At 37.0% G+C, this 13,717-nt stretch carries 6 protein-coding genes and 1 pseudogene; 6 read left to right on the top strand and 1 reads right to left on the bottom strand.

Features of this window, described 5'->3' with window-relative positions; all coding sequences use genetic code 11:
* Window positions 1-2: 2 nt before the first annotated feature.
* Entirely contained in the window at window positions 3-2,411 is a 2,409-nt protein-coding gene (locus I6F45_RS07695; protein WP_197141444.1) for a fimbria/pilus outer membrane usher protein, read from the top strand.
* The gene (locus I6F45_RS07700) at window positions 2,401-3,252 is read left to right on the top strand and encodes a hypothetical protein (RefSeq protein WP_024594058.1); all 852 of its coding nucleotides are present in this window, start codon (window positions 2,401-2,403) and stop codon (window positions 3,250-3,252) included. Before I6F45_RS07695 ends, I6F45_RS07700 begins: the two co-directional genes overlap by 11 nt.
* Here the strand turns inward: I6F45_RS07700 and I6F45_RS07705 are convergent.
* Window positions 3,242-3,833: pseudogene (locus I6F45_RS07705) on the bottom strand (LuxR C-terminal-related transcriptional regulator). The gene I6F45_RS07700 and the pseudogene I6F45_RS07705 sit on opposite strands and share 11 nt — an antisense overlap.
* A gap of 408 nt (window positions 3,834-4,241) precedes the next feature.
* Here I6F45_RS07705 and I6F45_RS07710 point away from each other — a divergent pair.
* From I6F45_RS07710 to I6F45_RS07725, 4 genes are all read left to right on the top strand, one after another.
* On the top strand, window positions 4,242-6,464 hold the full coding sequence (locus I6F45_RS07710) for a TonB-dependent receptor (protein ID WP_197141446.1): 2,223 nt from the start codon (window positions 4,242-4,244) through the stop codon (window positions 6,462-6,464).
* 265 nt (window positions 6,465-6,729) lie between these two features.
* Entirely contained in the window at window positions 6,730-7,851 is a 1,122-nt protein-coding gene (locus I6F45_RS07715; RefSeq protein WP_197141448.1) for a 4-phosphoerythronate dehydrogenase, read from the top strand.
* A gap of 48 nt (window positions 7,852-7,899) precedes the next feature.
* The gene (locus tag I6F45_RS07720) at window positions 7,900-8,916 is read left to right on the top strand and encodes an aspartate-semialdehyde dehydrogenase (RefSeq protein ID WP_197160121.1); all 1,017 of its coding nucleotides are present in this window, start codon (window positions 7,900-7,902) and stop codon (window positions 8,914-8,916) included.
* A 354-nt stretch (window positions 8,917-9,270) separates the two neighbouring features.
* Window positions 9,271-13,644 (top strand): FimV/HubP family polar landmark protein, encoded by a 4,374-nt coding sequence (locus tag I6F45_RS07725; protein ID WP_197160122.1) that lies wholly within the window; start codon window positions 9,271-9,273, stop codon window positions 13,642-13,644.
* Window positions 13,645-13,717: the final 73 nt, after the last annotated feature.

A 13,717-nucleotide genomic window follows, 5' to 3' on the forward strand; every position in this document is an offset into this window, starting at 1 on the left:
TTATGCGAGTTTTATTATGCATATTTTTATTGAGCTTTACTCAATTATGTTATTCAAAAATTAACCCGTCTAAAAGAACCATCGAACTCAGCGTTGAAGCAGAACTGAATAAAAATGCTATTGGTAAATTAACTCTTGCAGTTGACCCAAATGATAATTTATCACTCAAATGGAGTGAAATTAAAGTGTCATTCGAACGACTTTTATTTTCAGAAGATTTTGATTCTTTAGAGTCTAAAGTTAATAAGAATGTCATTGATACAAAAGCATTAGAGTCATTTGGATATAATATTTCATTCGATATGAGTGATTTTAGCTTAGAAATATCAGTACCTCTTACACTGACTCGCCCTCAACAGCTAAGTTTAAAATCTGATTCAAGGAATTTAACAGCATCGGAACCCGCTAAACTAAGTGGATTTGTTAATGCTTATTCAAGCTATTTTTATCAGCAAGATAAAGGCGAGGACACAACAGATGAGCTCTTAGCTATTCGCTCTGAAATGGTAGTGAGCTGGGAAGGCTGGGTTTTAGAAAACGAAGTGGAGTATTTATCTGAAGTAGCTCCTACCTCATCAAATATTAGGCGCTTAGGTACTCGTATAATACATGACCTACCGCTTAGTGGGTTACGTATATCAGTCGGTGATAATTATAGCTCAGGTAGTTATTTTCAATCAACAGCACGGGTACTAGGTTTGTCGCTTTCACATGATTTTTCGCTAGTTTCTGACAGACCTATCAGACCCAGTGCTTCTCGTAGCTTTACCTTAGAGAGTCCATCCTCTGTAGAGGTGTTAGTTGGCGAGCGGATAGTACAAAAACTTAATTTAGCCGCAGGTATATATTCTCTTGATGATATTCCCCTTAATGAAGGAAGCAATAATATTACTTTGAGGATCACTGATATAGCAGGAGTTGTGCGTTTTGTTGATTTTGACGTAACGACAGGTTTAGATCTTTTTGCTCAAGGGCAACTTGAATATGAGTTTCATTTAGGCGTTCCTTCACGCTTAGGTAGTGAGCTAGATTATGATTACGACGAGCCACTAGCCAGCTTTTATCTTGATTATGGCATTACACCTAGCTGGACAGCTGGTGCGGCAGTACAGGGTGATGAGTATTCTCAGCAGGTTGGTTTTAAAAATATTTATGCAGCTAAAATTGGACAGATTGCGTTTGAAAATGCGATAAGTTTCAATGAAAAAACAGGCCATGCTTATCGCATTGTTTATAGTAACTATAGAAATCATAGTGATAATAACACTGACATTACGGTGGGTTATGAATACTCATCAAGATATTTTACAGGCCTTGGTTATCGGCCTGATTCTCAATCTAGTTCTCGCTTAAGAGAGCATTATATTCAGGCTAATTATAGTTTTTTTTGGGGCGATAATACGCAAACATCTTTTTTTACAAGCTTATCAAGGTCATATGATGAAGCTCAATTTGATAAATCAATTGGGGTTAGTCTTTCTGGTGAGATCGATAATAGCCAATGGAGATATAGTTTAGGTGGGCAGTGGGAGGGTCTCGCTGAAGAAAGTCAATGGGATGTAAGGTTGTCTGTCACTTATAAGTTTTCTAATACTCGACGGGCTAAATTATCTCATCAATCTAGGCGTGAAAAAACACGTTTAGAATTCTCTCAAGATAGTAATCAGCGCTATGTTGGAGCTTTGAACATAAGAGCTGGGCTTGAAAAAAATGATCAAAATGAAGCTATTTTTGATCTAAATACTCAATATAACGCGAATCGTTTTGTTATGAACTTTGATCATGGGAGTTTTTACGAGCAATTTAATGAGGACTCAGCTTACCATCAGAGCCGATTAAGCTTGGCGTCAAGTATAGCATTTGCAGATAATAGTTGGGCTGTTGGGAAACCCATATACGATAGCTTCGCTTTAGTAAAACCTCACTCTAGCCTTAAAGGAAAAAAAGTTATATTGGGGCAATATGAAGATGAATATAGGGCAGATAATGAAGACTTCGAGACTATTTTATTGAACGATATAAGTTCATACGCCTCAACCAACGTTGCAGTCGATATTGATAACTTAGCGCCAGGGTATGATATAGGTTCTGGTATTATTACTCTTTATTCACCTTATCGAACGGGTCATGCAATTACAATAGGGACTGCCGCTAACATATCAGTCATTGCAACGCTGTACGACCAACAAAAAAAGCCACTATCGTTACAGGTTGGAACGGCTATTTGTTTAGATAATAGTAGTAAGAAAGAGCATACATTTTTTACGAATAAAAAAGGACGATTTGCATTAACAGGTTTAACCGCCTGTAATTATGAAATTACACTTAAGAATGCAGAAAAGTCACATTTTACGATTGAAGTATCTGAAGGTGAACAATTACAGCGCAAAGGAGCTATTTATGTACAATAAAAAAGTAAGTTTATTATTGGGTGGTTTAGCACTATTTATTTTTACGCCTTTAATTCATGCGCAATGTGCTGCTAGGTTCGATAAGGTTGAACATATTTATGATGATTTTGAAAGCTACCATGCCTTACAGCAAATAGACTCTAAGAAAGAGTTACGTATAAGCGTTATTAATGATGAGAGTTGTCAATTACAGCTCGTGATTACAAGTGAGAACCAAGCTCAGTTAAAAGGGCAATTTCAAAGTGTTCCGTACCAAATGCAAAGTATACAGAGTCAGTTAGTTAGCACATCAACTTTAAAGTTGAGCTTTACTAATTCTTCGACGATATTGTCATTACTAATACCATCAGGAACACCGATTAAAGCTGGTGTCTATACAGATAGACTCCAAATGAAATTATACGATCAGGGGAGCAAGTTGTTAGATGAACGAGAATATAGCATTCAAGAAAATATTGTGCCTAGAACAAGTCTTTCTGTACTTGGGTATAATACATTTTCAAATACTATTAATTTGGGAGAGCTAATACCGGGTAAGGAATACACTATGTTACCTAGTTTACAAGTTGTTACTAATTCAGATATTCAATTATCTGTAAGTTCAGATAATAATGGTAAATTAATACACAGTCTCTATAGAGATAAATATGCAATTAATTACAGTCTAGATCTGGCAGGAAGTTGGCTTGAACTAAATAACGTATCACAACATAAATTCTCATATTCAGGGCAAACCGTTTACTTATTACCTTTAAAAATTCAGCTAAATGATTTTGAAAGGCAAGCTGCCGGTGAATATTCTGACATAATAAGGTTTCAAATAAGCCCACTTAACTATTAATTCTATTTAAGTTTTTTTGACACCAAAGTAATGCTTGTTGCTTGTTTTTTTACAGCAATTTTTTGGTAAACCTTGTGTAGGTGAACGCGAACAGTAGCTTCACTTATAAATAAAGTGTCGGCAATTGCACTTGAATGTAAGCCAGAAAATAATAAGTTTAATACTTTCATTTCTTTGCAGGTTAAGTTGTTTGATTGCAGCGTAGTTTGTTGTTCACTCGCTAGCATTTGCCTCATCCAATCATCGGTTACTGCACGAGGGAACCATAACTTTCCTTGTTCAATGGCTTCTAATCCTTGTTGAAGTAGTACTTCGTCAGTGCCTTCGTAAAACAATCCTTTTAAATTTGGCCACTCTTTTAATGCTAGTACATCGCAGTCTTTTGGGACATCAAAAATTACCAGTCCTTGGTGACCATTTTTTAGCATGAATTGATTAATAAGTTCATAATTGGTAATGACGTTTAAAGCTTGATAATTAACAAGTAAAACGTTGAAGTCAGCTGCAACACAAAAAAGTGAAGTGTAATTTGGATTTGTGAAGCATTTGAGGCTTTTATCAGCTGTGTTTTCAATATTCATAATATTCTATCCATAGACTACATTTTAGTACTATATTCTTATTTTTAGTTAATTTCAATGATAGGAGAATGTGTTGTAGCTCTTTTTTTATACACTAAAGTACATGTGTAAAGTACGTTTTATGTGCTTTTTAAAATTGTATTTATGCGGTTTTTTGTTTTAAAACAGCTTTTTAGTGAGGTTGATATTAATGTTCTTTATTTATGATAATCCACCTAAAGCTAACAATGTCTAAATTGCTTTTATTCTTTATACATTTATTCAAATAATTTATACATTTCTTCACAATTCTGTCATATAATACCCATCCAGAGGAAAGATGCATTACGCATCTTTTTTTATGCCTGAAATTTATACTCTTAAGTATAAATGCATAACTAAATCACACGGTATCCTTTGGAGAATATTTTGAAATTACGTAACCTCTCACAGCTAAGTCTAGCAATTTTTGCTGCACTCACTACCTCTGTAAACGCCGAAGAAACTAAAAAAACAGCTAAACAAGACGCATTTGAAAAGATAGAAGTCACAGCTCGTAAACGTACAGAGAGCCTGTTTGAATCTCCAACCGCTATCACTTCAATTGGCGCTAACCTAATTGATAAAGCCAATATGAGTAACCTAGAAGATATTGGTAAATATGTTCCAAATTTAAATATTACCCGCTATGGCGTGGGCAATTCTGCGCATGCGTCTGTATTTATCCGCGGTATAGGTTTGCAAGATCACATAATAACTACCGATCCGGGTGTGGGTGTGTATCTTGATGGTGTGTACTTAGGTCGTCAAATGGGTTCTAACTTATCATTACCTAATGTTGAGCGTGTTGAAGTGCTTCGTGGCCCACAAGGTACTTTATATGGCCGTAATACATTAGGTGGCGCTGTAAATGTAATTACAAAGCAACCTGGTGATGAAGGTATTGTTACTACTACAGCTAAGCTGGGAAGCCGAGGACGTATTGCCGGTGATGCTTATTTTAATAACTCACTAACAGATGATGTAAGTATGTCTGCAAGTGCATCATACAAAACACGTGATGGTGTGGGCGAAGCTGTTAATTTAGCAAACCCAGAAAAAGAAATTGGTGAAGAAGAAGAATTTAGTGGTCGTGTTGCACTTAAATGGCAAGCAAATACCGACTTAGCATTCACTTTTTCTTTAGATGGTGTTGATAACGAATCTGGCCAATCGCCTTATACAATTGAATTAACAGACCCACTAGACTCAAATGATGTTTTTAATGGCGACTTCCCATTATTGACTCAAGATTTAATACCATCAGATCCTGATGATTTAGGTACGACTGTTGCTGGTATTGAATCTACTTCTTATTCAGGTTGGGGCACATCGTTTTCAGCCGATTGGGCAATTAATGACACTTATACTACTAAGTTTATTTCAAGCTACCGTACATCTGAATACGAAGGTGGTCTTGATGATGATGCATCTCCTTTAAACTTGTCTGAGTTCCCAGAGGAGGGCGGTGCTGACCAATACTCATTTGAAGTTCAGCTAAATGCAACATTCGATAATATGGACTTTGTATCTGGTCTTTACTTTTTTAATGAAGATGGCTTTACACGTTCAGGCCCGTTTGTATTTAGCCCATTTAATACACCTAATGGCTTGTTGAATGATGGTGTAACAGAATCATTTGGCGGTTACGGCGAATTTGAAATTAACCAAGAAACTAATTCGTATGCAGCATATATAAATGCCAGCTACGATTTAACTGACGATTTAACGGTTGGTGGTGGTCTTCGTTATTCAAAAGATAAGAAAGATGCAAATGCTATATTCCCATCATTTCCAACTCGTAAATATGTAAGTGCAGATTTTGATGCGGTTACGTGGGATGTAAATGCATCTTATCAGCTTAGCAATAATATGAATGTGTATGGCCAGATTCAAAAAGGCTATCAAACAGGTGGTTTTCCACCGCGTCCATTTGGTGGACCAGATCAATTTGTATCGTTTGACGAAACAAAAGCAATTAACTACGAAATGGGCTTAAAAGGCCAAGTACACGAAAATGTATCTATGATGCTTGCGGTATTTGTGACTGATTACACCGATTTAGCATTACCGTTTTCAGATCCAACAGCGGGTGGTGGCTTTGTAACAATTGTAGAAAATGCGGGTCAGTCTAAAGCGCAAGGTATTGAGCTTGAAACAACCGTTGCTATTACCGATGACTTTACTATTCGCAGTGCAGTTGGTTATTTAGATTCTGAAATAACAGAAGTGGCTGAGGGTGTACAAGGCATAGGTAAAGGCGATTCACCAGCACTGACGCCACGCTGGACTGTCATGGTTGCACCTTCTTACTTTATGGATTTAGAGAGTGGCGCAACACTTGCGTTTAATGCTAATTATTCGTATCGCAGTGAAATGCAAGGTCAATCAGTTTACAACCAAAGTGAGACCATTGATTCTCGTGAACTAGTTGGTTTTAATATTTCGTACACTAATCCATATGGCGATATGGAAGTTACACTGTATGGTGAAAACGTTCTAAACGAAGTTTACGATGTTGGTCGCCTACAACAATCAGGTTTTGTTGGTGTAATGCGTAGTAATGACCGCAGTGAATTTGGTTTGAAATTCAAAAAAGATTTTGAGCTATAAACTAAAATCAAGTAAATAAAATTCAATGTAATTGAAGTTTATTTTTCATAACAAAGGCCGAATCATGCTGTGATTCGGCCTTTATATATTCAATAGTAAAATTATTATCCACATAATTTAAATCCCTAATTTAAATTGCTGATTTAAAACAATCAACATAACCACTTTTAAGTATTTGTATCAGCTAAAATGCGCCTTTTTAGTTTGTGTAAAGGCTTGGTTGTTCGTTACAATGGCGCCACTTAATTGCCAAACGGACTCAGTGATGAAAATTCTTGCCGATCAAAATATGCCTTTAGTTGAGCAGTACTTTGCAGACTTTGGTGAGGTTGAGCGTTTTGATGGTCGTAAATTAACGCCTGAACAATTAATAAATGTAGATGTACTCCTTACTCGTTCAGTGACTAATGTTAATCATGAACTATTGGCACAAGCTAACAAGCTGAGCTTTGTGGGCACTGCTACAATTGGCATTGACCATATTGATACGCAATTACTACATGATAGAAATATTGCTTTTACCAGTGCTCCTGGTTGTAATGCAGTTGCTGTAGCTGAATATGTAATTAGTAGTTTATTTGCATTAAGCCAAGAAAATGCGCGCCCATTGTGTGGTCAAACAATTGGTATTGTAGGAATGGGTAACATTGGCACGTGTTTGTCGCAAAAATTAAAAGCATTAAATGTCGACGTACTGTTATGCGATCCAATTAAGCACGAACAGGGCTTACTACAAGAGCATGTAGCGCTTGATGAGTTATTAGCGCAATCAGATGTTGTTACTTTTCATGTTCCACTTATTAAAGGTGGCGAGCACAAAACGCTGCACATGATGAATAAAGAGCGATTACAATCACTTAAACCAGGAACCACGCTAATTAATGCAAGCCGAGGCGATGTAATTGATAACCAAGCATTGCTTGAGGTAATGGAAGCTGGGGCTGATTTAGATATAGTACTTGATGTATGGGAAAAAGAGCCCAATATTCTAACTGAATTACTAGAGCATGTGCGTTATGCCAGTGTGCATATCGCAGGGCATACACTTGAGGGGAAAGCACGAGGTACACAAATGTTGTATCAAAAATTGTGTGACCTAAAAGGTGTAGAAGTGAGTAAATCGTTGGATGATTTTTTACCAATACCTGCTATTACAAATGCAACTGTTACGCAAAGCCTAAGCGAGCAAGATATTGCCCGTTTGGTGCATTTAATTTATGACGTACGCCGCGATGACGGAATTTTACTTCGTCATTTAGAAGGTGAGGGCTTTGATAGTTTACGTAAAAACTATCCGGTAAGGCGAGAATTTAGCACCTTATTCCTACAAGGTGATAGCCCACAACTAGCAGCACTTAGTCAACTTGGCTTTAGCATAGCTAAATAATTATTTAACTAACGATGTTGTTTTAATGTCGTTTATAGAGGAAGAAATATGTCGCAAAAATATAACGTTGCCATACTTGGCGCTACTGGTTTAGTAGGCCGTCAAATCATTGAAACGCTAGCAGATCGTAAGTTTCCTGTAGATCAGCTTTTTTTACTTGCGAGCAGCCGCAGCGCAGGTGAAGACATAAAGTTTCGTGGTGAGACCATTGAAGTACTTGACGTTGAAGGCTTTGATTTTAGCCAAGCGCATATAGGTTTGTTTTCTGCTGGTGGTAGTGTATCTGAAAAATATGCTCCTATTGCTGCTGATGCCGGCTGTATTGTAATCGATAATACATCGCACTTTAGAAATGATTTTGAAATCCCACTAGTGGTGCCAGAAGTTAATGCTTCAAGCCTAGCTGATTTTAGGAATCGTAATATTATTGCTAACCCTAACTGTTCAACTATTCAGATGATGTTAGCACTTAAACCAATTTATGATGCTTACGGAATAGACCGTATTAACGTATCTACTTACCAAGCTGTATCGGGCGCAGGTAAAGAAGCGGTTGATGAACTTGCAAAGCAAACAGCTAACTTGATGAATGCACGCCCTATGGATAATAAAGTATTTCCGAAGCAAATTGCATTTAACGTTATTCCTCAAATTGATAGCTTTGAGGATAATGGCTATACACGCGAAGAAATGAAAATGGTAAATGAAACTCATAAAATTTTGGGTGATACCACTATTGCAGTAAATCCTACATGTGTACGTGTTCCCGTGTTTTTTGGTCACTCAGAATCAATTAATATTGAAACGCGCATGCCTTATGACTTTGAACACGTTAAGCAACTTTTAAAAGACGCGCCTGGTGTCGAGCTAATTGATGATGAAGGTGATTACCCTACAGCAGTGTCTGACGCTAGTGGTAACGATACTGTTTATATAGGCCGATTACGTGCTGATATTTCTCATCCTCATGGATTAAACATGTGGGTTGTAAGTGATAACACTCGCAAAGGTGCTGCAACTAACAGTATTCAAATTGCAGAAGAGCTTATTGCTAATTACATGTAATAGTTAATAGCGCTGAACACACTTTCGAAGCGGTAAACATTATTTGTTTGCCGCTTTTTGTTTATAGAGCTTGTCAATTTTTTGCCGTTTATTTTTGAAAGTATAAAAACTGATTGATAACACTCAATAAATTAATATTTATAAAGATGTTTTAAGGCATTTATTTTCAAGGTGTTGCGATGGATATTAAGCCTTAACTGGTTTATAGTTTGTAATTGGAATAGAGCTTGCAATAAAAATAGATTGTAATAATAAATGCGAGTCAGTCATTTGGCTGATAACAGCAATAATCAACAATATTTATGCACTTAAGCTTTAAGTGTTTTGTTAATATTTAAATATTAAAGGATCAGCATGCGCGGTTTAGTTACACTTATTATATTAGCGTCTGCATTGATAGTAACGCCAGTTTACTCTCAAGACAGTACCCAATTAAAGGGGCCTAAAGGCGTTGACTATGGTGCGCAAGGACGATCTATTGGGCCAATTAAACCAACAGACACACTTTGGCGTATAGCGGCTAAAGTGCGCCCAGATAACTCCGTCAGCATTTATCAAGTTATGCAGGCCTTGTATAACAAAAACCCCAACTCATTTTTAGAACAAAATCTTAATCATATTCAAAATGGTGCCTATTTAAAAATCCCTACTTTAGCCGAAATAAAAGGTGTAAATACACAGCTTGCAAAACAACGCTCAGAGCAAGATGATGCATTATGGGAAAAGAAAAAAAATGGCACACTTACGCAAAGCGAAATTACCTCAGCACAAACAAAAGTAACCCAAGCTCGTAAAGTCGACGTAGACGATGCCAAAAAAGAGATACAGAAAGAATTAAATGAAATAAAAACAGAGCAAAGTACTAAGCTGGTTGAGTTACAACAACAATTTAAAAATTCTGTAAGCAATGTAGAAGAAATTTTAGTTGAGAATAATAATCTTAAAAAACAATTATCAGGTATTTCAAACGAACTCGAAAACTTACGCTTACAGTTAGGACAAGACAGTGAAATTCAAAATCAATTAAAAGAACTAATTGTTAAGCAAAACGAGATTATTGCACAGCAAAAAAAACAAGAGATAGTACCAAAAGAATCGTTTGATTTAAGCTCATTATTTTTAAATCCGATAGTGCTGGGTTTATTAATGTTTATTCCTGGGCTACTGATTATTTTTGCAATTGTTATGTTTTTACGCAAACGAGCAAGTAATCAAGAAGAGCCACAAAACGATGATGACTTTTTACCACAAACCCCAATTTACACTGGCGATGATGATTTAGGCCCAAGTTTAAATGACGATCCAATTGTACCCGACCCTTTAGATGACTTGAGTGTTCAACTTGATGATAATCTCGAAAATGATATGTTGCCTGATGATGATTTAGATGACGGCCTAGATGATTTTTCAGGTGGTGAGAATTTACTCGATCAGGATGAGCTTGAAAGTCTACTAAGTGATGACATTGTTTTTGATGATGAAAATACCGATGACGATGATGAACTCGATATTTTTATGCAGCAAGGGTTTGATCAACCTTCAGATGAAAACGCTGAAGATATTGATTTAGACTTATCTGATGACTCAATAAACAATGATGAAATTCTAACTAATGACGATTTAGATAGCTTGTTTGATGAAGACGATAGTCTACCTGAGTTTGATGCACAGCAAACAAGCGAAGCTTTAGAGGATGATAGCTTAGAGTCTCATGATGAAATGGCGGCTTTAAGTGAGGAGCTTGCAGATGATGATAATTTTGATATAGATGAATTATTAGATCAAACATCAACAGAATTAGATACCTCAAATAACACTTCAGCTGAACTTGATACAAGCGACGACTTTGATTTAGACGATATAGATAGCTTAATTGATGAAGCGAATGACCCAAAAAGTGATGTGGTAGATGACTCAATTGATGCAGAGTTACTCGACGAAGATGAACTTCTAGAAGAAAGCGACGATTTTGATTTAGATGACATAGATAGCTTAATTGATGAAGCAGCGGTTGACACTGCAGATGATTCATTAGTTGAGGAAAGCGACGATTTTGATTTAGATGACATAGATAGCTTAATTGATGAAGCAGCGGTTGACACTGCAGATGATTCATTAGTTGAGGAAAGTGATGACTTTGATTTAGACGACATAGATAACCTAATTGATGAGGCAGCAGTTGATACTGCAAATGATTCATTAGTTGAGGAAAGTGACGACTTTGATTTAGACGACATAGATAGCTTAATTGATGAGGCAGCAGTTGATACTGCAAATGATTCATTAGTTGAGGAAAGTGATGACTTTGATTTAGACGACATAGATAACCTAATTGATGAGGCTGCAGTGGATACTGCAAATGATTCATTAGTTGAGGAAAGTGACGACTTTGATTTAGACGACATAGATAGCTTAATTGATGAGGCTGCAGTAGATACTGTAGATGATTCATTAGTTGAACAAAGCGATGATTTTGATTTAGACGACATAGATAACCTAATTGATGATGAACTAAAAAATTCAGATGTAAGAGATTCAGAAATTGATAATGCATTAGCAGACTCAGTTGAGGATTTAGCAGATGCTCAAGAAGAATTAAATGTTGATGATATTGAGTCGCTTGCTTCATCATTAAATGAAGAACCCGAGCTTGACGATGAGCCTGAACTTGCAGAAGAACCTGAGCTTGAAGAAGAACCTGAGCTTGAAGAAGAGCCTGAGCTTAAAGAAGAGCCAGAGCTTGAAGAAGAGCCGGAGCTTGAAGAAGAGCCAGAGCTTGAAGAAGAGCCAGAGCTTGAAGAAGAGCCAGAGCTTTTAGAAGAACTTGAGCCTTTAGAAGAGCCAGAGCTTGAAGAAGAGCCAGAGCTTTTAGAAGAACTTGAGCCTTTAGAAGAGCCTGAGCTTGAAGAAGAACCAGAACTTGTAGAAGAGCCAGAGCTTGTAGAAGAGCCAGAGCTTGAAGAAGAGCCTGAGCTTGAAGAAGAGCCAGAGCTTGAAGAAGAGCCAGAGCTTGAAGAAGAACTTGAGCCTTTAGAAGAGCCAGAGCTTGAAGAAGAGCCAGAGCTTGAAGAAGAACCAGAACTTGTAGAAGAGCCTGAGCTTGAAGAAGAGCCTGAGCTTGAAGAAGAACCAGAGCTTGAAGAAGAACCAGAACTTGAAGAAGAGCCAGAGCTTGCAGAAGAGCCTAAGCTTGAAGAAGAGCCAGAACTTATAGATGTAACGGTTGATGATTTTTCAGACACATCAGAGTCGCTTCTTGATCCTGAAGATGCACTTGAAGAATACACAGATGATACTTTAAAGAGCGTTGATGAGCTTTTAAGTGAGCTACAACAGGCCACTGATGACGACTATATAGAAACACCTGATTGGTCTTTAGATGAGCTTGATGATGATCTTGAAGAAATAGAAGTTGATCTTGGTGACGATCCGCTAGCGGGCGACGATGACTCAGATCTTACTGAAATTGAAGAGCAGCTTGATAGCGAGCTTGTAACGCCAAGTGAAGAGTTGGATGAATATCCTGAACTTGAATTAGACGATGATCAATCATTATTAGAGAATGAGCCTTCGTTTGAGCCGCAAGAGCTTAAAGGAGATGCATCGGGTGATGAAAATGCAGTAGCACTTAGTCAAACAGAGAAAGATCTCGCAAATGCGCTTATGGCAGATGGTGATTTAGATAGTTTAGAAGATGATTTTGATGATGAACTATTAATTGATAATGACTTCTCTGAATTAGAAACTGAAACGGAGATTGAAGATGAGTCGCTTGATGATGATTTACTTCAAGAAATTAATAATGAGGTTGATTCTGTTGAACCACCAAGTATTGAAGATGACATCAAACCTCTTAACCTTGATGAAGTTCAAGAAACATTAGAAAGTGAGTTGCCATTTATCCCTGAAGAATTACAAGGGGATGATTTAGATGGTGAGGCACCGGGAGTCGCTTCCAGCCAAGCTGAGCAAGATTTAGCAAACGCACTTATGGCAGATGCTGATTTAGATAGTTTAGAAAATGATTTTGATGATGAGATTTTAATTGAAAATGATTTTTCTGAATTAGATGCTGAATTTGACGAAGATAGTTTAGAGCAAGCGCTAACTGATGAGTTATCAGACGAATCGCAAGAGCAAACAAATGCAGAGCGCGAAGCACAGTTAACAAGCTTAGATGAAGTGGGTAGCACTGATATTAGCTCTGACGATGAACTTGATGAAGAGTTTATGTCGAATTTGACGCAAACTGATTTTGATTCATTACTTAGTGAGTTAGCAGAGCCTGAAGACTTAAGTGTTGATGACAGCAGTGAATTTGATGTTGACTTTGACAGCTTGCTAAAAGAAGACTTAGAGACAGATGATTCATTAACTACAACAGAGTCACTTGTTGAAGGTAGTGATGTTGAGCAACTTGATAATGACGAATTTGTAGATATTGATTCATTATTAGAAGAAAGTGACGACGCTGAACTTGAACACGAACCTTACACCGACGTTAATATGGATGTCGGTTTGAGTGAGTTTGATGCATTACTTGCAGGTGATAACCCAACGGATGTTGATGCTGAAAGTGGTGGCTACTCAGCTAAACTTGATTTAGCGCGTGCTTATATTGAAATTGATGATTTTGATTCTGCGCTTAAAGTTATTGAGGATGTCATTAACAAAGGTCCTGAAGAAGTTCAAGAGGAAGCACTTAGCTTAAAAGCTAAACTAAAATAATTAAAATGTTTATAAGAACCCGTATCTAGCTTAGCTAAATACGGGTTTTTTTATGTGTATTGGTTTGATTACG

The organism is Pseudoalteromonas sp. SWYJZ19 (genome assembly GCF_015864375.1).
Lineage (GTDB): Bacteria > Pseudomonadota > Gammaproteobacteria > Enterobacterales > Alteromonadaceae > Pseudoalteromonas > Pseudoalteromonas arctica.